Below are 19,007 nucleotides of genomic sequence, written 5' to 3'. Positions count from 1 at the left end.
ATTTTTTGTTTTTTGGGGGGATTTTTATTTTTTGTTTTTTGTTCTCTGTTTGTGTGTGGGGGGTGGCGGGGTGTTTGCTTCCCTTTGCGGCGCCCCCCCCCCCCAGGGGGGGGCCCGCTCCACCTGCTAACCGGAGAAGAGATGACAAAGATTCCCACCGTCCTGTTCGTCTGCGTCCACAACGCCGGCCGCTCTCAGATGGCCGCCGGGTACCTCGCCGCCCTGGCAGGAGACCGCATCCACGTCCGCTCGGCTGGCTCCGAACCCGGTGACATGGTCAACCCGGTAGCCATAGCAGCCATGGCCGAAGACGGCATCGACATCATTGCCAACACGCCACGACTGCTCGACGTCGACGACGTGCGCGCGGCGGACGTCGTGATCACCATGGGCTGCGGTGACGCCTGCCCCGTCTTTCCTGGCAAGCGTTACGAGGATTGGGAACTCACCGACCCCGCCGGACTACCGCTCGAGAAAGTACGCCCGATCCGGGACGAGATTCGCCAGCGCGTCGAAGCGTTGGTCGCAGAGCTTTACGCCGGCTAGCGGCGCCGCGTACCCTCGACCCACCGCAAGGAGGCGACATGGCAATCACCATCCGGCCGATGCGAGCCGACGACTGGCCCGCAGTGGAACGGATCTACCAACAGGGCATCGACACCGGGAATGCGACGTTCGAATCCAAGCCGCCAACGTGGGCCGAATTCGACCACGAGAAGGTCGACAACCCGCGACTGGTCGCCGAGCGCGATGGCCGGGTGGTCGGTTGGGCCGCCGCCACTCGCGTTTCCTCGCGCTGTGTCTACGAGGGTGTCATCGAACACTCCGTCTATGTGGGGGAAGACGAGCGTGGGCACGGCACCGGCCGGGCCCTGCTCGACGCGTTCGTGACTACTGCGGAGTCCGAGGGCATCTGGACGGTCCAGTCGGGCATCTTCCCCGAGAACGAATCGAGCCTCGCGCTTCACGCCGCGGCCGGATTCCGCACGGTCGGCATGCGCGAACGCGTCGGCAAAATGGGATACGGCCCCTACGCCGGACAATGGCGCGACGTCATCATCATCGAACGCCGAAGCACAACGGCCGGCGGATAGCGGCAGCGCGACCGGACGATCGGCTCCCGACCGGGAGCGATCGTTTCGGTTGCTTGTCACTGCGGCACGGTTCTCAAGGAGAATGGACTCATGAGCACGGCTGCAATCCTTGACGTCGAGGCGATTCGCCGTGCATGCGCGAGGTATCACGTTCAGCGGCTGCGGGTCTTCGGGTCGGTCCTGACCGACCGCTTTGACCCCGAACACAGCGATGTCGACTTCCTCGTCGACTTCCTACCGGACAACGACAATCTCTTCCACGACTATTTCGACCTGAAAGACGAACTCGAACGCATTCTTGGGCGTGAAGTTGATCTCGTCGATGCCAGCGCCGTGCGCAACCCGTACTTCAAGGCCTCCGCGTTCGGGACTGCGCAGGACCTCTATGCGGCCTAGGGGCGAGATAGCCGGCCTGCTCTGGGACGCGCTCGAGTTCGCCCGCAATGTTCACGTCGCTCTTGGCGATACCCCGTTGGAGAGCTATCTCGACGGTGGGCCGGTCACTTGGGCTACAGAGCGGCAGCTGGAATTGATCGGTGAGTCCCTCGGCAAACTGCGGCGAGCGGATCCGGACCTTGCGGATCGCATTCCGAACCTTCACCAGATCATCGCCATGCGCAACGTGCTGATCCACGGGTATCTGGTCGTCAATAGCCGCGTCGTTTGGCTGGCGGCGACTCGGTCGGTGCCCGAACTGATCCCGGTTCTCGAGAACCTGCTCAGGGAGATTGACAACGATCCCGCCGGATCGCCGCCGTAACTCTGGTAACTACCGCTCATGCGTCTGGCGTTTGCCCACAGTTTGCCCACACTTGAGTGAAAAGCAACGTGATCACAGTGATCACATGGCGCTCAAAATCCGCGCAATTCCGCGGATTTCGTACTGGAGCGCTGGCGTTTCAAGCCCCTGGTTAGAGCATCGGACTCATAATCCGCCGGTCACGGGTTCAAGTCCCGTCCGCCCTACTCCGTCATTCATGCCTGGACCGCCCATTCGGCTGGGGTGCCGTCGGCGAAGAAGCCGATGTGGCCAGTAGCCATCTCCGAAGCACTGGCCGGTCACGTCGTGCAGCTCGATGCCGAAATCGCCGGAGTGATAGACGACGACCCCCATCAGGACGAGTGCGGAATCGAAAGCCTCCCACGTCGTGCCGGCCCGGTCTTCGTCGCGCCCCTGCTGCCACACGAACTCGGCGGCTCGCGTCCGTATGGAGGCGAGGTTCGACAGCATGAGCCGTGCAGGCGGCAGCAGATCTGCCAGCCGATCCCGACTCACGGAGCCGAACTCGAACGAAAAGCCGTGATCGGTCGCTGGTACCGCCGGCGCCAGCGGCCTCGCATCCTCGATCTCGATCGTCGAGCCGAATGCCGAAGGCGGTTGCACGGTGAGCGGGCCGAACACCGGGTCCTCAATCGGGGCGAGGAGTTCAGGGATCAATGTGTCCGGCCCGGGCCGGAACGGACGGTCAAGGAACTCGGCCTCCGCCTTCGAATCGTGCGCGTCGTCGACGCCTGCAGACAGCAGCCGGCTGAAGACTGCCAGCTGGCCAGGGGTTGCGGCCATCGATCTCCCATCGACAGAGTCAAGTCGCACGCCATTACCTTGGGGTTCGACAGCGGCGACGTGGAATCCACGCGGCAGCGGCACCGGTGCACGGCCGTCGATCAGCAGCGTCTGGGGCAGGTCGGGTCCGCTCAATCGCACGCTCGGGGCTGAAGTCACGTCCACACGCTAGTGCGCATCACTCGATGATCGCTCGCTGGGCGTCGTACGCCGTACCTGTGAGGGCGCACACGATGGGCGGCCAGTCCGTGTGATCGCCGTCCGCGGCATGTGCGGCTGCTGTCACGTTTCTGAATACGCCGTTCAGTAGTGCCGGGCAGTCAGTTGCGCGGGGAAGAATCGACTCCGGCCGCATAAGCGCGCCGGAGCGGAGGGCAACACATGGGCATCCCACGTGAGCCGTCGTCTCCGTTCCGCTCGTGTTCGTGTCGGCCGTCGTCGTGTCGCCTGCATGCCATAGGGTTGGCGGTCGGATGACAGCTTCACCCACAGACACACGTACGAAACCGTCGGGCTCCGGCCTGCTGCGCGCTGCGCTCGACGGTGCCTCCAGCGTCCCGTTCACGATCGCCTATCTGGTCGTCGTCACGGTCGTCACCCTCGTGGTGAGCACGCCCGCCGGTGTGCGTGGCCCTGTGCAACGGATGATCGCCACCGGCTTCGATCCACTCGGGCTGTGGGGCCATTGGTGGAGCCCGGTCACCTCGCTGATCGTCGCGTCCGACTACGTAGCGCTCGTCTTCGCCCTCGTGCTCGGCGGCATCGCGCTGACGATCAGTGAACGGCGCATGGGCACCTGGCGCACGATCGTCGCGTTCTTCGCCACCGCGATCGCTGCCGACGTGCTCGGGGCCACCCTGCAGACCGTCATCGGATCGGCCGGCGGCATCTTCAACGAGGGCGTGCTCGATACGCTCGTTCTCGACCCGCTGACCGGCGCTGCTGGCGCCGTCATGACCGCGAGCGCCTTCGCGTCCGTGCGTACCAGGCGACGCATCCGCGTGCTGACGACCGTGATCGTGCTGATGTTCCTGCTGTACCGCGGCGGTCCGGTCGACATGTACCGCGCGCTGGCCGTGCTGATCGGGTTCGCGCTCGGACTCGTGCTGAACCCGTCCGGCAGGTCTCGAAAATGGGGCTGGAGCTCCCACCACGAGGTGCGCGTGCTGATGGCATCCGTTGTGGCCACCGGCGCGATCGGGCCGATCATCGCGGCGTTGTCGAGGCATCCGCACGGTCTTCTCGCACCGCTCGCGCTGCTGCTCGACAACGGCTCGTCGTCCGACCCCCAGGGGCTTCGCGCGTGCACCGTCTACGCTGTGAGCCACTCGTGCGTACAGGCCATCACCCTCGAACGCATCGGCTCGTTCGGGCCCATCGTGCTCAGCGTGCTGCCGCTGCTCATGCTCATACTGGTGAGCTGGGGCCTTGCGAGGGGGCGTCGTTTCGCAGTCGGACTCGGCATCGCGATGAACGCGCTTCTCGCGTTCTGCGCCGCGTACTACCTCGGGTTCCTGCCGCGCACAGGCATCCCCGGCGTGCAGCGACTTCCCGACCACGGTTCGTGGGGCGTCGTCGCGACCCTCGGCGCGACAGTGATCGCCCCGGTGGTGACGGGGGTGCTGCTGTTCGCAACACGTCGCAGCTTCACCGTGATGCCCTCGAGACGGTCGATCGTGCGCTATCTCACGATCGTGGGCGTCAGCGTCGGCGCACTGATCGTGCTGTACGTCGGCCTCGGTTGGGCGTTGCGCGATATCGCGTTCGACCGGCCGATCACCATCGCCGACCTGCTGCTCGACGCGGTCGAACGCTTCATCCCCGTCGAATTCCTGCATCGGGAGGTTCCGGACTTCCTGCCGTCGTCGCTGGCCGGTCGCATCCTCTATCACGGTGTCGGACCGTTGTTCTGGCTCATCGCCGTCGGTGCCGCGATTCCTCCGCTGCTTGCTCGTCCCGCGTCGTCTGTGCACGACGCCTATCGAGCCAGGCGCATCCTGAAGCAGTACGGCGGCGACCACCTGTCTTTCATGACGACCTGGCCCTCCACGTCGTACTGGTTCGGACCGGAGGGGCGCACGGCGGTCGGCTACCGGGTCGTCGGCGGCGTGGCGATCACGATCGGAGCCGCGTTCGGTGACCCGAACAGGGTGGCGGATGCCATGGCCGGCTTCGCGCGCTACTGCGACGACCGCGGCTGGACGCCCGCGTTCTACAGCGTGGATGCGGGGGAATGGGATGCCCACTTCGAGGCGATCGGCTGGGATCGGCTTGTCGTCGCCGAGGAGGCCGTGATCGCTCCGCAGTCCTGGAGCACGACCGGCAAGAAGTGGCAGGACATCCGCACCGCCATCAACCGGGCGAAACGTGACGGCTACACGCTGGAATGGACAAGATACGTCCAACTGCCGCGCGAGACCGCACGGCAGATCGCGGACCTCTCGGAACAGTGGGTGGCCCAGAAGGAACTCCCCGAGATGGGCTTCACGCTCGGCGGTCTCGACGAGCTGCACGACCGTGACGTCGGGTTGCTGCTCGCCAGAGACGGCGATGGCGTCATCCAGGCAGTGACGAGCTGGATGCCCGGCTATCGCGAGGGCCGGGTGCACGGCTGGACGCTGGACTTCATGCGGCGCCGCATCGACGGGCCGAACGGTGTGATGGAGTACGTGATCGCGGGCGCCGCGGAGCGCGCTCGTGACGACGGCATGGGCTATCTCAGTCTCTCGGCCGCTCCTCTGGCGAGGACGACGACGGCGGATGCCCCCGACAGCGCCGTCGAGGCCGTGCTGTCCATGCTCGCCTCCTCGCTCGAGGCGATGTACGGCTTCCGCTCGCTGCTCTCGTTCAAGCGCAAGTTCCAACCGGAGCTGCGGCCGCTCATCCTTGCCTACCCCGATCCTGTGGCACTGCCCGCCATCGGACTCGCGCTGCTCCGCGCCTACCTGCCCGGTCTGACGGTGCGCGATGCGATGGCCCTGCTCGGCAGGCAGCGCAGCGAGCCGACGCCCGTGCGCTGATGCCCGCCTACCTCGTCGCACGGCGCACAGCAGACGGCACCACGGTCACGGACGTCGAGACGGATGGCACGGAAGGCGTCGTCTCCGAACTCGCCGCCGCCGAATGGCCGGACTACGTACGGCGCGCGGAGCCGTCGCAGCCGCGGTGGGCGTGGAACAGCACGCGATCGTGGTACCCACGGCTCCTCTCCCACGGCACCCGGGTGGCGCGATGCGTCGACCTCGCGCTGTGCGGCACGATCCTGCGCGGTGCGACCGCGACGGAGCACACTCCGCTGCACGACGCCCCGCCGGTGTGGCGGGCACAGGCGCCGGAGCCGGAACCCGCAGCGGACGACGCGCTCTTCCGCCTCGACGACCCCGGCCCCACCGAGACGGAGGCCGACGAGGTGGTCGAGCTGCGTGCGCAGCTCGATGCCGTCGCATCCATCACCGATCGGCCCACCGTCTCCCGTCTGCGTCTTCTCCTGGCCGCGGAGTCCGCCGGGTCGCTCGTCGCAGCCGAGCTGCGGCACGCCGGCCTTCCGTGGCGCGCCGACGTGCACGAACGCCTCCTCACCGAACTGCTCGGTCCGCGCGATCCGCTCGGCGGCAGGCCCGAGCGCATGGAGCAACTGGTCGCGCAGATCCGTACCGGGCTGGACGCCCCGACGCTGAACCCGGACTCGCCGGGTGACCTGGTGAAGGCTCTGCAACGGGCGGGCATCAACGCATCCAGCACGCGCGCGTGGGAGTTGCGCGAGGTGGAGCATCCGGCCATGCCCGCCGTGCTGGAGTACAAGAAGCTCGCCAGGCTGTACGCCGCGAACGGCTGGGCATGGCTGGATGCCTGGGTGCACGACGGGCGCTTCCGCCCCGACTACCTGCCGGGCGGCGTGGTGACCGGGCGCTGGGCGACGAGCGGCGGCGGTGCCCTTCAGCTGCCGAAGCAGGTGCGCGGCGCGGTGGTCGCCGACCCGGGCTGGAAGCTGGTCGTCGCGGATGCCGCTCAGCTCGAGCCGCGCATCCTCGCCGGGCTCTCCCACGACGAACGGATGGCGGCAGCGGGACGCGGCCGTGACCTCTACGACGGCCTCGTGGCATCCGGCGTCGTCGACAGCAGGCAGCACGCCAAGGTCGGAATGCTCGCCGCCATGTACGGCGGCACCACGGGCGACGGAGCGAGGGTGCTGCCGCGACTGGCGCGCGCGTATCCGCGGGCGGTGTCGCTGGTCGCCGAGGCGGCAGCCGCCGGAGAGCGAGGGGAGCGGGTGAGCACGCTCCTCGGCCGAACGTCACCTCTGCCGTCGGAGGACTGGTTCTCCGGCCAGCGCTCCGCGTCGCTGCCCGGTGCGACGGCCGAGCAGGAGCGCCGGGCACGTTCCCGTGCCAGGGACTGGGGCCGTTTCACCCGGAACTTCGTCGTTCAGGGCACGGCCGCCGAGTGGGCGCTGTGCTGGATGGCCGAGCTGCGCAACCGGCTCGTCGAGCTCGTCGGCGACGTACCAGGACGTGCGGCGCCGCCCTTCGACCGCAGCCCACACCTCGTGTACTTCCTCCACGACGAGGTCGTCGTCCACGCGCCGGTAGAGGTCGCAGACGAGGCCGCTGCCGCCGTCCGGGCTTCTGCGCGTGCGGCCGGCCGCCTCCTGTTCGGCGACTTCCCCGTCGAGTTCCCGCTCACGGTCGGCATCGTCGACAGCTACGACCAGGCGAAATGACGACGCAATATCCGCCCCCGCCCCCGCGTTGCAGTCACCGACGCCGCCCGATAGCAGAGGATGGATCCATGACCGACACCGCCGCAGCATCCACGACCGACCCCGCCCAGCTCCTGAACAACTTCCACGAGCGACGTGAGTACTCGGTGGTGCAGCCGAACGGCAACCTCGCCCTGGTGAACACGCAGTGGATCACGGATGCCGAACCGCAGCCGGTCTGGGGCGCCGCGGGACTCTGGTCGCCGCTGCCCGCAGGCCAGTCGGGCCTCAAGGTGACGGCGGCAGCGGCCGACGGCGTCGTCGTCGACGGTGCATTGGTCGACGGTGAGGCGATCGTGCGGGGGAAGGACACCGATGATCCGAGCACCATCGCGTTCAGCGACACGGTCACGGGAACCGTCATCGGCAACGAGTCGGGCGAGTACGGACTACGGGTGTGGGACATCCAGTCGGAAGGCATCCGGGAGTTCGGCTCGATCGATGTGTTCCCGTACAACCCGGAGTGGGTCATCCAGGCGACGTTCACTCCGGTCGAGGGTCTGTCCGTCGGGTTCGAGCACCTGAAAGACGAGGGAGCGACCCGCGAGCTGGCGATTCCCGGCGAGATCACGTTCAGCAAGGACGGCACTGACTACAACCTCGCCGCGTTCAAGGCAGGGCGGGCGCTCCAGCTCGTGTTCTCCGACGCCACGAGCGGCGACGACACGTACTCCGTCGGCCGGTTCCTGTTCGTCGCGCCGAACGCCGACGGCACGATCACGCTCGACTTCAACCGGGCCATCCTGCCTCCGTGCGCGTTCAGCTACGCATTCAACTGCCCCATGCCGCCGAAGCAGAACCGGTTCGCCGTGCGCATCGAGGCGGGGGAGAAGAACGTGCTGAAGAAGGATGGCTCCCTGCTGCACGAGTTCTGATCGGCATGACGGCGTCGGACTTCGTCACGGGGCCGCAGCTGATGCCGCACCCTCTCAGCCGAGCGGATCCGCCTCGCTCGCCCTGCGCAGCAGCTCGTTCCGCTCCCGTTCGTTCGCGGTGAGCGACGCCGCGCTGAGGAACGCCCGCCGCGCCTCGGAGAGCTTGCCGAGCCGCTCCAAGAGGTCGCCACGCACGGCGGGCAGAAGCGCGTACGTCGACAGCGACTTCTCCGCGCCGAGCGGCTCTAGTGCCTCCAGGCCCGCCTGCGGCCCATACGCCATGCCGACGGCGACGGCCCGGTTCAGTTGGACGACGGGTGACGGCATCCGTTCCACGAGCGCGTCGTAGAGGCCGGCGACCTGCGGCCAGTCGGTGGCGTCCGCCGAAGTGGCGGTGGCGTGGCACGCGGCGATCGCGGCCTGCAACGCGTACGGCCCTCGCGGACCACCGAGCGCATCGGCCCGCTGCAGCGCTGCGACACCGTGCGCGATCAGCAGCCGGTCCCACAGGGTGCGGTCCTGAGACGTGAGCGGCACCGCTGCACCGTCCGCCGCTCGGCGTGCCGCGAAACGGGAAGCGTGGAGCTCCATCAGCGCCACGAGCGCGTGCGCCTCCGCGTGCTCAGGCACGAGCTCGGCGAGCACCCGACCTAGCCGCATCGCCTCCTCGGCGAGGGTCGGACGCATCCACTCGTCGCCGAACGTCGCGGCGTAGCCCTCGTTGAACACGAGATAGACGACCTCGAGCACCGACCCGAGACGGTCGTCGAACTCGTCTCGATCGGGCACCTCGAACGGAACGTTCGCGGCGGCAAGTGCTCGCTTCGCCCGTGTGATGCGCTGCCCGATCGTGGCAGGCGGAACGAGGTAGGCGTGAGCGATCTCCTCCGTCGTGAGCCCGCAGAGCACGCGCAGCGCCAGGGCGACGCGCGAGGGCGCCGGCAGCACGGGGTGGCAGCAGACGAAGACGAGGCGAAGCAGGTCGTCGTCGATGCGGGTCTCATCGGGTTCAATCGCGTCGCCATCGCCCGCCTCGGCCGCAGCGATCAGCGCGTACTTCTCGGCCGCTCGCTCGTCGCGGCGCCACGCATCGATCGCCCGCCGCTTGGCCACCGACGTGAGCCAGGCCGCTGGATTGCGCGGGATGCCCGTACGCGGCCACGACTGCATCGCCTCCACCAGCGCATCCTGGGCGAGATCCTCGGCCCTGCCGAGGTCGCCCACCATCCTTGCCAGCGTCGCCACTACCTTCGCCGCCTCCAGGCGCCACACCGTCTCGATCTCCCGCGCGACCGTCGTCGTGTCGGTCCGACTCACCTCGTCTGCCACCGCGCCTCCTTCATCGCGCGCCGCCGATCGCACCATGCTGCGCACCTGTGTCGGATCGTTCCACGATTCGTCGCACTTCCATGCACCCGCCGCTCGCGGGGCACCGCTTCGCCCATTCGACGGCCTCCTCCGAGGAGGCGACCTGCAGCATCCACATTGCGATCGGCGGCGTCGTGTCACGCCCGCCGTCGTCGCTGACGCTGCGCCGCTCGCCATCGCAGGACACGAGTACCGCGGCGCCCGGGTCGAGGCGTTCGCCCGCCAGCAGCACACCGGCCCGGATGAGTCGCTCGTCGTACGCCGTCATCGCCCTCCGCTCCGCCTCATCCTGCGCGAAGCCGCGCGCAGGCTCGGATGCCCGCAGCACCAGCATGTACTTCATCCCGCATCCCTGCCTCGTGCGACGTCGTCGCAACCGCTCACGCCTTCATCCGCGCTCGTCATGACGTCGAATGGGTGCCGCCGGTTTCGACAGCCGAGCGCTTCCGTGCGGTTGCGGCAGATGCATCCGCAGCGCCAGTGCGGCTCCGAGCGTGCCCGCTGAGCATCACGACGCCGGCAAGCAGGTAGAGCACGCCCTGCGCCTCCAGCAGCGGAAGCAGTCCCGTCACGGGCTGCACGACACCAGCGGCGAGCAGGCCGACGCCCTGCCCGACCGCACTCACCAGACCGTACGCGGCGAACGCCGAGCCCCGGTTCGCGGCGGTCGTCTGGATAAGGCTGATGTACCCGGTGGAGAGCAGCACCCCGGGTGCGCCGACGAGCATGAACAGCACGACGTACGGCCACGTCGCGGTCGTGATCGCGGGCAGATTCCACACGGCCAGGGAGATGAGCCCGAAGGCCACTGCACCGATCATCGCGATTCGGCGCGGCCGGGCAGCCACCGCGAGCAGGCCCAGCGCAGCCCCCGCGGCGATCGAACCGACCGCCTGAATGCCACGAAGGAGCCCCACCTCGGCGTCCGTCCCCTTCAAGCTGTCCGTGACGAACAACACGAACAGCACGAGGAACAGGCCCTGTGCGATCGCCGCGAGCCCCGCGGAAACGTACGTCGCGCGCAACCCTCGCTGTCGAAGCGCCGAAACCACACCGATCCGCGTGGGCGACGCGCCGGTCGCTCGAGCCGCTGCACCGGCTGACGGAGCGTGTGCCCCGATACCGCCCCCGGCCTTCATCCTCCTCCGCCGGTCGTGCGGAGCGCTCCACAGCAGCACCGCGGCGAGCACGAAGCTCGTGATGTCTGCGACCACGATCACGTCCATCCGGCCGAATGCGAGCAGCGCTCCGCCCAAAGGGCCGCCCACCAGGCGGCCGACGTTCTGCGCGAGCCCGATCAGGGCGTTCGCGCTCACCAGCCGGTCCGCGGAGACGAGCTCGGGCATCCACGAGTCCTTCGCCGGTTCGAAGACGGCCGAGCAGGATGCCTGCAACACGATCACCGCGTACAGGACCGGAATCTGTTCCGCGCTTCGTACCAGGAGCAGGGGCGCCACGGCGGCCGCCTGCACGAGCGAGACGACCACCAGGACGCGTCTGCGGTCGTACCGTCCGACGAGCCGTGCCGCCACAGGAGCGAGCAGCACGACCGGCACCAGCTCGAGCACGAACGCGACCGAGGTGCCGAGGGCCGAACCCGTCAGCCGGTAGACCACGAGCGGAAGCGCGACGAAGAGCATCCAGTCGCCGGTGTCGGACACGAACCCGGCGAGCAGAACGCGAACGAACGCGGGGGAGCGCAGCGCTGAGCTCATGGACGGTCGCGACGCCTGGGGCGCGGGAGCGCCATCAGGGAGAGGTTGACGGTCTCGGCTTCGGCCGGGGCGTCGGCGCGTATTGCGGCGATGTAGGGCCGTACCACCTCGTCGATGCGACGCGCGATGTCTGCGAGCTCCTCCGGGGTCACCCGCAGCCCGTAGTGTGCGTGGGCGTCGGCGTCGCGCCACGCCTCATCGAGCCGTGGGCGCTCGCGCAGATACTGCCGCGCCGCCTGGTAGTCGGCCTGCACCGACGCGGCGAACAGCTCCTCGGAGCCGGCCGTGTGCGGGTCCGTGCTGAAGCCAGTGATCGTGGCTCGCCAGCGGCGTTCCCGGCCGTCGGCCGAGGGGTCGTCCTCGACGAGTCCGAGCCCGGCCAGCACCCGCAGGTGGTAACTGCAGTTCGACGGGTTGTCCCCGATGGCCCGCGCGCACTGCGATGCGGTGGCGGGTCCCTCGCTCATCAGGTGGCCGAGCAGGTCGAGCCGCACCGGGTGCGCGAGAGCCTCGACCGTGCGCGGGTCATCGAGGGCGATCCTCTTCTCGTCCATGGCGACTCCGTTCTGAAAGACTGTTTCAGATTAGGTCGCAGCGAACGGAACTGCAACGCTCTTTCAGAACTCCGCCCGGTCAGTTCGAGACGGCCACGAGGCGCACGTCACGGATCTCGCCGCGGTCCAGCTCGAGCGTCATGAACGTGGCCGCCGGCTGGCGTCGTCGATCCGTGGGCGAGCCGGGGTTCAGTAGGCGCAGGCCGCCGGGAGTCATGGTGTCCCAGGGAATGTGGCTGTGGCCGAACACGAGCAGGTCGGTGTGGCCGAACGTGGCATCCATTCGCCGTTCACGGTTCGCGGCGGCGCCGGTCTCGTGGACGACGGCGATCCGCACGTCGTCCACGGTCTCCCGCGCGATCTCCGGCAGGCGTGCCCGCAGGTCGGGCCCGTCGTTGTTCCCATACACGCCGAGCAACCGCCGCGAGCGGCGCTCCAGCACGTCGAGGGTCGCGACGTCGACCCAGTCGCCAGCGTGGATGACGAGGTCGGCTGCGTCGATCGCCCGCCACAGGTTCGCGGGAAGGTCCTTTGCCCGCCTCGGAATGTGTGTGTCGGAGAGCAGCACGAGTCGCGTCACGTTCAGCTCGCCTCCGCGACGACCTCCGGCGTGACAACGGTGCCCGCCGCGCCGGTTCCAGGCGCCTCGGCAGCGCCCGCCGTCGTGAGGCTCCTGACCGGGCGACCCCGCTTGGGCACGTCGGTCGCGAGGGGAGTGCCATCGACAACTCCGGCGCCCCTGGCGTCCCGCAGCCGGGAGACGGCATCCTCGAGCCACCGAAGCTGTGCCTCCGCGGCGACGACACGGGAATCGACCACGAGCAGTTCCGCAAGCTGCTCGGGGGTCGCGGGAGAAGCAAGCGCTTCGCGCGCCACGACCAAGCCTTCCAGTGCGCGTTCCGTCGCCGTACGCTGTGCGGCCACCACTCCTGATGCCTCGACGCCCGGCAGCGTGGCCGCCAGCGCGAGTTTGATCGCCAGTTCGTCGCGGACGGTGCCGGAGTCCTGTGCCACGGGAGAGGCCAGCCAGTCTGCGACGGCCGCACTACCGGCATCCGTGATCTCGTAGAAGACGTGGCCCTGCTCGTCGGAGCCGGCCTTCCGTACGAGCCCGTCGCGTTCCAGTCGCTCGAGCGTGTTGTAGATCTGGCCGACGTTGAGCGGCCACGCCGACCCCGTCCGGCGGTCGAACTCAGCACGCAGCTGATATCCGTAGCACGGACCCTGATCAAGGATGGCGAGAAGGCTCTGGCGAACGGACAACGGCGCTCCCGGTGGTGAGGCGGTACAGGATGTATACGCGGTATTGATATACCCGGAATGCGTTTGCGACAGCGCGACGCGCCGCCGACGGGAACCCGGGAATCACGCCGCGCGAATCACACTCTTGTTATTCCGCCGCTCATCGGGGGATAATGCATCGGTCAGTGTTCATCGTTCCGTGGTCGTAGGGGAAGACGCACCACATCGAACGGAGGACACCATGGCGTCAACAAAGGCCAGAGGAGTGCTCTACGTGCACTCCTCTCCTCGTGCGCTCTGCCCCCACCTGGAGTGGTCGGTCGGGCGTGCCCTCGAGCGCCCGGTCAACTTCCAGTGGCAGGAGCAGCCGGTGTTGCCCGGTGCCCTGCGTACCGAGTTCTTCTGGGAGGGCGAACGCGGCACGGCGGCGCGCATCGCATCCGGGCTGCTCGGCTGGCAGCACCTCCGATTCGAGGTCACCGAGGATGCCGGTCTCGGCACGGACGGCGGCCGGTGGATCCACACGCCCTCGCTCGGCATCTTCCACGCGCAGACCGACACCGCGGGCAACACCGTGATCCCCGAGGATCGCGTGCGCTACGCGATGGAGCTCGCCGGCACGAGCGCCCACGATCTGCAGCACGAGCTGAGGCTGGCGCTCGGTCAGGCGTGGGACGACGAACTCGAACCGTTCCGGCACGCGAGCGACGACGCGCCCGTCATCTGGCTGCACAAGGTCGGCTGAGCCCCCTTCGGGAGCGCCGCCGCTCGGTCGACACTGCGAAAGTCAGTCGCCGCTACGAAAGCTCAGTGTTCGCGGCTGCGCCGCTCAACTGACTCCATCGGCTCGGCAGAGCACGCGAGCGTGCTCTGCTCTCGCCTCGGTCGTCAGTCGACGCTGCGGAACGCGACGACCGCGTTGTGACCGCCGAACCCGAACGAGTTCGACACGGCCAACTGCGGGCCGTCGCCAAGGGGCTGCGGCCGGCCGGAGACCGACAGCGGGATCTCCGGGTCCTGCTCGGTGATGTTGATGGTCGGCGGCGCGACGCGGTCGCGCAATGCCAGCACGGTGAACAGCGCCTCCAGCGCACCGGTGCCACCGAGCAGGTGCCCGGTGGACGCCTTGGTCGCCGACGTGGGGATCTCGTCGACGCGGTCGCCGAACACGGAGCGCAGTGCGACGTACTCGGCGATGTCACCCACCGGCGTGCTCGTCGCGTGTGCGTTGATGTGGGTCACCTGGTCCGGCGTCGCCTCGGCGCGCTCGAGCGCGGCCAGAAGCGCTCGCCTGGCGCCCTTGCCCTCCGGATCGTTGGCCGTGATGTGGTAGGCGTCAGCGCTCACGCCCCCGCCGGCGAGTTCCGCATAGATGCGGGCGCCTCGGGCGAGGGCGTGCTCCTCGGTCTCCAGCACGAGGCTGGCGGCGCCTTCGCCCATCACGAAGCCGTCACGGTCGATGCTGTACGGCCGCGAGGCGTGCTCGGGGTCGTCGTTGCGCTTCGACATGGCCTGGGCGGAGGCGAACGCCGCCATGGTGATCGGGTGGATGGCGGACTCGGTTCCGCCCGCGATGACCACGTCGGCGAGGTCGAGCTGCAGATGCTCGTAGGCGTTGACGATCGACTCCGTGCTGGAGGCGCAGGCGGATGCCGTGGTGCGCGCGAACGCGCGGCCCTCGAAGTGCATCGAGACGGCAGCCGCCGGCGCGTTCGGCATCAGCATGGGAACGGTCAGCGGCATGACGCGACGCGGGCCGCGCTCCCTGAGCGTGTCCCAGGCATCCAGCAGCGTCCACACGCCACCGATGCCGGTGGCGTAGTCCACTCCGAGACGATCGGGGTCGACATCCGGCGCACCCGCGTCGGCCCAGGCCTCCTTCGCGGACACCAGCGCGAACTGCGACGCCGGGTCCAGACGCTTGGCCACCGGACGCTCGAGCACGGTCTCTGGCCGCACCTTCGCCTCCGCGGCGAACGTGATGGGCAGCTCGTACTTCTGGACCCACTCGTAGCCGAGCGTGTGCGTTCCGGACTCGCCCGCCAGCAGAGCGTTCCAGCTGTCGACGGCGGTGCCGCCTAGAGGGGAGCTCGCACCGATGCCGGTGACGACGATCTTCTTGGTCATGAGTTTCTTCAGCCTCGGGCGCGCGACAAGCGCCGTTTCATGGTGAATGGAACATACGTCGCGTCGGCGCGGCGAGACACGCCGCGCCGACGAGTGATCAGGCCTGGGCGCCGACGATGAAGTCGACGGCGTCACCGACGGTCTTGAGGTTCTTGACCTCCTCGTCGGGGATCTTGACGTCGAACTTGTCCTCGGCGTTGACCACGATCGTCATCATCGAGATCGAGTCGATGTCGAGGTCGTCGGTGAAGGACTTGTCCAGCTCGACCGTGTCGGTCGCGATGCCGGTCTCGTCGTTGATGAGCTCGGCCAGACCGGCCAGGACCTCTTCGCGGGAAAGTGCCATTTCTTCGTTTCTCCTTGGGATGTCGGGTGACAGCAGAACAGTCTATGGGCGATTGAGGGGAGAGCCTGGCGAGCTTGCTTGCCAGGCCGACCCGATTGAGTCAGTGAGCGGCGTAGCCGCGATAGGTGGGCTGTTCAGGGCAGCAAGACGACCTGGGCGCCGAACACGAGGCCGGCGCCGAAGCCGATTTGCAGAGCGAGCGTGCCGCTCAGTTCCGGATGCTCCGCCATCAGCCGGTGGGCTGCAAGCGGAATGGAGGCGGCCGACGTGTTGCCGGTCGTCTCGATGTCGCGGGCGATCACGACGGACTCGGGGAGCTTCAGCTGCTTCGCGAACTCGTCGATGATGCGCATGTTGGCCTGGTGCGGAACGAACGCGGACAAGTCGGCGGGCGTGATCCCGGCCGCCTCGATCGCCCGCCTGGCGACCTTGGCCATCTCCCACACCGCCCAGCGGAACACCGACGGCCCGTCCTGCCACAGTGTCGGCCACGCCGCCTCGCCGTCTCGGAACTCGATCAGCGTGTGGTCCATGCCGACGGCATCCGCCCGTGAACCGTCTGAGCCCCACACCGTTGGCGCGATGCCGGGCACCTCGCTCGGACCGATCACGGCGGCGCCTGCACCGTCGCCGAGCAGGAAGGAGATGCTGCGATCGGCGGGATCAACGATGTCGGAGAGCTTCTCGGCACCGATCACGAGGGCGTGGTGCCCGGCTCCCGCGCGGATCAGCGCATCGGCCTGAGCGATCGCGTACGCGTAGCCGGCACAGGCCGCGTTCACGTCGTACGCAGCGGCCGGGTTGGCGCCGACGCGCTCAGCGACGACGGCGGACATCGACGGCGTCTGCTGCACATTGCTGATCGTGGCGATGAGCACGAGGTCGATCTCGGCGGGCGCGACGCCCGACTTCTCGATCGCCTCGCGTGCGGCCTCGGTCGCCAGGTCGATCGCCAGCACATCGCGAGGCGCTCTGGCCCTCGTGACGATCCCGGTGCGCTGCCTGATCCACTCGTCCGACGAGTTGATCGGCCCGACGAGGTCATCGTTCGGAACGGCCATGCTCCCGCGCGCTGCGCCGAACGCGAGAATGCGCGTGTACTGGGCGCCGGTCGACTGCCGGAGACGGGGTGCGCTCATCGGGTCAGGCGTCGCTTCCGGCGTTGAGCAGATCCACCGCGGCGGGGAGGTCGTCCGGCGTCTTGATGGCCACGGCGGGCACGCCCTTCAGCCCGCGCTTGGCGAGACCGGTGAGCGCGCCGCCCGGCGTCAACTCGATCAGGCCGGTGATGCCCGCCTGCTCGAAGGATGCCATGCACAGGTCCCAGCGCACCGGCGACGCGACCTGCCCCACCATCAGCTCGAGGAACTCCGTTCCGGAGTCGACGACGGAGCCGTCGCGGTTCGTCCAGATGGTGAGCGTCGGATCCTGAGCCGCGAAGTCCGCGGTCTCCTCGGCCAGGCCGTCACGGGCCGGCTGCATGTAGCGGGTGTGGAATGCGCCGGCGACCTGAAGCGGCACCACGCGCGTGCCGCGCAGCGGCTCCTCGCCGAGGCGGGCGAGCGCGTCCAGGTCTCCTGCCACCACGATCTGGCCTCCGCCGTTGTAGTTGGCCGGTTCCAGGCCGAACCCGGAGATGTACTCGACGACGGCATCCTGGTCGCCGCCCAGCACCGCGCTCATACCGGTGGGAGCCGCGGCCGCGGCCTCGGCCATCAGCAGGGCCCGCGCGCGCACGAACCGCAGGGCATCCTCTTCGGAGAGGATGCCGGCACCCGCTGCGGCCGCGGCCTCGCCGACGGAGTGGCCGGCCAGGCCGCCGATCACGGCGTCCGGCGCCGCGGCACGGAGCGCTCGTAGCGCGAGCAGGCTCGCGGCGACGATGAGCGGCTGGGCGAGAGCGGTGTCACGGATCGTCTCCGCGTCGGACTCGGTGCCGTGCTTCACCAGGTTGACCCCGGCGACCTCCGAATAGCCGGCGACCAGGTCGCGCGAGGCGGAGTCCTCCAGCCAGGGCGCGAGGAATCCGGGGGTTTGCGAGCCCTGTCCAGGGCAGGCGACGACAATCACTGTTCTAGTCTGCCAATCCTGAGAATGCCGCCCGTGTCGGTCTTCCATGAACTCCGGCGGGATCGTTTGTCGGTGTCGTACAGCACTCGTCATCGCCGCCGGATCGGCGCGTCGGGTTCGTTGATCGATCCCACGATGAGTGCCGCCTGGAGGATGAGCGCCTCACGGGCTCCCGTCGCATCCCAGCCGATCACATCCGTAACCCGCTTCAGCCGGTAGCGCACGGTGTTCGGATGAACGAACAGCTCCCTGGCCGTCGCCTCCAGCGATCGGCCGTTGTCGAGGTAGCTCCACAGTGTGTTCAGCAGCTCGGGGGAGTGCGCCTGCAGCGGGCGGTAGATGCGGTTCACGAGCGTGCTCCTGGCCAGCGGATCTCCGGCGAACGCTCGCTCCGGCAGCAGGTCGTTGGCGTGCACCGGCCGCGGGCAGTTGCGCCATCCCTTCGCCACGGCGAATCCGGCGAGGGCCGCTCGCGCGCTCTTGGATGCATCCACGAGTCCCGGAACCTCGTGACCGAGCACGAGATGCCCAGGCCCGAACTGCGGTTCCAGTTGTTCGGCGATCTCCATGAACCCGATCGCGTTGGACGGGCCGACCTCCTCCGGCTCGCTCGTCCTGGGCTGCGCGCGCCCGATCACCAGCACCAACCGCGAACCCTGAACGCCGATCAGCACGTCGGCGCTCATGTGCCGGGCGATGCGGCGCAACTGGTCGACGTCGAGCTGCTTCGGCGCTGTTCCCACCAGCACACTGACCTCGCCGTGCCCGTGCCAGCCGAGCGCGGCGATCCGGCTCGGCAGCTCGTCGTCGTACTCCCCGGTGAGGATCGAGTCGACGACGAGTGCCTCGAGGCGCGCATCCCACAGCCCGCGGGCCTCCGCGGCGCGGGCGTAGACATCCGCCGCGGCGAACGCGATCTCCCGCGAGTACAGCAGGATCGCCTCGCCGAGCTCCTCGTTGCCGCTCGTGCGCACGCGGTCCTCGACCACCTCGACGACGACGCGGATGAGCTGAAGCGTCTGCTGCAGCGAGACGGAACGCAGGAGCTCGCGGGGAGCGGCTCCGAACACGTCGGCGGCGATCCAGGGCGTCGATCGCGGGTCGTCGAACCACGAGATGAACGACGTGATGCCGGCCTGTGCCACCAGCCCGACGGCGGACCGCCGGCCCGGCGGCATCTCACGGTACCAGGGCAGCGTGTCCTCGAGGCGCTTCAGCGTCGCCGTCGCGAGCTCACCCGAGATCTTGCGCAGCCAGGCGAGAGTCTCCTCTTTGCTTCTCGGCTTCGCCACG

The 19,007-nt window shown here is 68.5% G+C and carries 20 protein-coding genes; 8 read left to right on the top strand and 12 right to left on the bottom strand.

The features are described 5' to 3' along the window. Positions 1 to 141: 141 nt before the first annotated feature. From ACTHNC_RS05470 to ACTHNC_RS05455, 4 genes are all read left to right on the top strand, one after another. Positions 142 to 546 (top strand): arsenate reductase ArsC, encoded by a 405-nt coding sequence (locus ACTHNC_RS05470; protein WP_440293588.1) that lies wholly within the window; start codon positions 142 to 144, stop codon positions 544 to 546. A gap of 38 nt (positions 547 to 584) precedes the next feature. Further along, positions 585 to 1,094, top strand: a complete 510-nt coding sequence (locus ACTHNC_RS05465) for an N-acetyltransferase family protein (protein ID WP_440293587.1) — start codon at positions 585 to 587, stop codon at positions 1,092 to 1,094. 90 nt (positions 1,095 to 1,184) lie between these two features. Next, positions 1,185 to 1,490 carry a nucleotidyltransferase family protein gene (locus ACTHNC_RS05460; protein ID WP_440293586.1) on the top strand — a complete coding sequence of 102 codons (306 nt, stop codon included), beginning with the start codon at positions 1,185 to 1,187 and terminating at the stop codon, positions 1,488 to 1,490. A gap of 76 nt (positions 1,491 to 1,566) precedes the next feature. Next, positions 1,567 to 1,854, top strand: a complete 288-nt coding sequence (locus tag ACTHNC_RS05455) for a HepT-like ribonuclease domain-containing protein (protein WP_440293585.1) — start codon at positions 1,567 to 1,569, stop codon at positions 1,852 to 1,854. Between the two features lie 165 nt (positions 1,855 to 2,019). On the opposite strand, the gene ACTHNC_RS05450 is transcribed toward ACTHNC_RS05455, so the two are convergent. Beyond that, complete coding sequence (locus ACTHNC_RS05450; RefSeq protein ID WP_440293584.1) at positions 2,020 to 2,817, bottom strand: hypothetical protein; 798 nt, start codon at positions 2,815 to 2,817, stop codon at positions 2,020 to 2,022. A 314-nt stretch (positions 2,818 to 3,131) separates the two neighbouring features. Here ACTHNC_RS05450 and ACTHNC_RS05445 point away from each other — a divergent pair, with 314 nt between their 5' ends. From ACTHNC_RS05445 to ACTHNC_RS05435, 3 genes are all read left to right on the top strand, one after another. Continuing rightward, positions 3,132 to 5,678 carry a phosphatidylglycerol lysyltransferase domain-containing protein gene (locus ACTHNC_RS05445; protein WP_440293583.1) on the top strand — a complete coding sequence of 849 codons (2,547 nt, stop codon included), beginning with the start codon at positions 3,132 to 3,134 and terminating at the stop codon, positions 5,676 to 5,678. Further along, complete coding sequence (locus ACTHNC_RS05440; protein ID WP_440293582.1) at positions 5,678 to 7,378, top strand: bifunctional 3'-5' exonuclease/DNA polymerase; 1,701 nt, start codon at positions 5,678 to 5,680, stop codon at positions 7,376 to 7,378. Before ACTHNC_RS05445 ends, ACTHNC_RS05440 begins: the two co-directional genes overlap by 1 nt. Positions 7,379 to 7,446: 68 nt before the next feature. Next, a complete protein-coding gene (locus ACTHNC_RS05435; protein ID WP_440293581.1) occupies positions 7,447 to 8,292 on the top strand; it encodes a DUF1684 domain-containing protein in 846 nt (281 codons plus the stop codon). Between the two features lie 54 nt (positions 8,293 to 8,346). Here ACTHNC_RS05435 and ACTHNC_RS05430 read toward each other — a convergent pair whose 3' ends face one another. The 6 genes from ACTHNC_RS05430 to ACTHNC_RS05405 all read right to left on the bottom strand — a co-directional run bounded on the left by ACTHNC_RS05430 (position 8,347) and on the right by ACTHNC_RS05405 (position 13,192). After that, positions 8,347 to 9,657, bottom strand: a complete 1,311-nt coding sequence (locus ACTHNC_RS05430) for an RNA polymerase sigma factor (RefSeq protein WP_440293580.1) — start codon at positions 9,655 to 9,657, stop codon at positions 8,347 to 8,349. After that, positions 9,632 to 10,003 (bottom strand): YciI family protein, encoded by a 372-nt coding sequence (locus ACTHNC_RS05425; protein ID WP_440293579.1) that lies wholly within the window; start codon positions 10,001 to 10,003, stop codon positions 9,632 to 9,634. The genes ACTHNC_RS05430 and ACTHNC_RS05425 overlap by 26 nt, the downstream gene beginning before the upstream one ends. 58 nt (positions 10,004 to 10,061) lie before the next feature. Then, positions 10,062 to 11,375 carry an MFS transporter gene (locus ACTHNC_RS05420; protein WP_440293578.1) on the bottom strand — a complete coding sequence of 438 codons (1,314 nt, stop codon included), beginning with the start codon at positions 11,373 to 11,375 and terminating at the stop codon, positions 10,062 to 10,064. Further along, a complete protein-coding gene (locus ACTHNC_RS05415) occupies positions 11,372 to 11,929 on the bottom strand; it encodes an ArsR/SmtB family transcription factor (RefSeq protein WP_440293577.1) in 558 nt (185 codons plus the stop codon). The genes ACTHNC_RS05420 and ACTHNC_RS05415 overlap by 4 nt, the downstream gene beginning before the upstream one ends. A gap of 79 nt (positions 11,930 to 12,008) precedes the next feature. Then, a complete protein-coding gene (locus ACTHNC_RS05410) occupies positions 12,009 to 12,509 on the bottom strand; it encodes a metallophosphoesterase family protein (RefSeq protein ID WP_440293576.1) in 501 nt (166 codons plus the stop codon). Positions 12,510 to 12,511: 2 nt separating this feature from the next. Continuing rightward, the gene (locus tag ACTHNC_RS05405) at positions 12,512 to 13,192 is read right to left on the bottom strand and encodes a PadR family transcriptional regulator (RefSeq protein WP_440293575.1); all 681 of its coding nucleotides are present in this window, start codon (positions 13,190 to 13,192) and stop codon (positions 12,512 to 12,514) included. A gap of 220 nt (positions 13,193 to 13,412) precedes the next feature. Between ACTHNC_RS05405 and ACTHNC_RS05400 the strand changes: the two genes are divergently transcribed. Beyond that, complete coding sequence (locus ACTHNC_RS05400) at positions 13,413 to 13,916, top strand: DUF3145 domain-containing protein (RefSeq protein ID WP_440293574.1); 504 nt, start codon at positions 13,413 to 13,415, stop codon at positions 13,914 to 13,916. Positions 13,917 to 14,059: 143 nt separating this feature from the next. On the opposite strand, the gene ACTHNC_RS05395 is transcribed toward ACTHNC_RS05400, so the two are convergent. From ACTHNC_RS05395 to ACTHNC_RS05375, 5 genes are all read right to left on the bottom strand, one after another. Continuing rightward, positions 14,060 to 15,298 carry a beta-ketoacyl-[acyl-carrier-protein] synthase family protein gene (locus ACTHNC_RS05395; RefSeq protein WP_440293573.1) on the bottom strand — a complete coding sequence of 413 codons (1,239 nt, stop codon included), beginning with the start codon at positions 15,296 to 15,298 and terminating at the stop codon, positions 14,060 to 14,062. A gap of 97 nt (positions 15,299 to 15,395) precedes the next feature. Further along, positions 15,396 to 15,644, bottom strand: coding sequence for an acyl carrier protein (locus ACTHNC_RS05390; RefSeq protein WP_440293572.1), 249 nt, complete (start codon positions 15,642 to 15,644; stop codon positions 15,396 to 15,398). A 134-nt stretch (positions 15,645 to 15,778) separates the two neighbouring features. Next, positions 15,779 to 16,783, bottom strand: coding sequence for a beta-ketoacyl-ACP synthase III (locus ACTHNC_RS05385; RefSeq protein WP_440293571.1), 1,005 nt, complete (start codon positions 16,781 to 16,783; stop codon positions 15,779 to 15,781). A 4-nt stretch (positions 16,784 to 16,787) separates the two neighbouring features. Continuing rightward, positions 16,788 to 17,714 (bottom strand): ACP S-malonyltransferase, encoded by a 927-nt coding sequence (locus tag ACTHNC_RS05380; protein ID WP_440293570.1) that lies wholly within the window; start codon positions 17,712 to 17,714, stop codon positions 16,788 to 16,790. 89 nt (positions 17,715 to 17,803) lie between these two features. Continuing rightward, positions 17,804 to 19,006 carry a PucR family transcriptional regulator gene (locus ACTHNC_RS05375; RefSeq protein ID WP_440293569.1) on the bottom strand — a complete coding sequence of 401 codons (1,203 nt, stop codon included), beginning with the start codon at positions 19,004 to 19,006 and terminating at the stop codon, positions 17,804 to 17,806. Position 19,007 lies beyond the last annotated feature (1 nt).

Origin of the sequence: Humibacter sp. (genome assembly GCF_051954055.1) — a bacterium.
Taxonomy (GTDB): domain Bacteria; phylum Actinomycetota; class Actinomycetes; order Actinomycetales; family Microbacteriaceae; genus Humibacter.
This window is presented reverse-complemented; position numbering and strand designations above follow the sequence as displayed.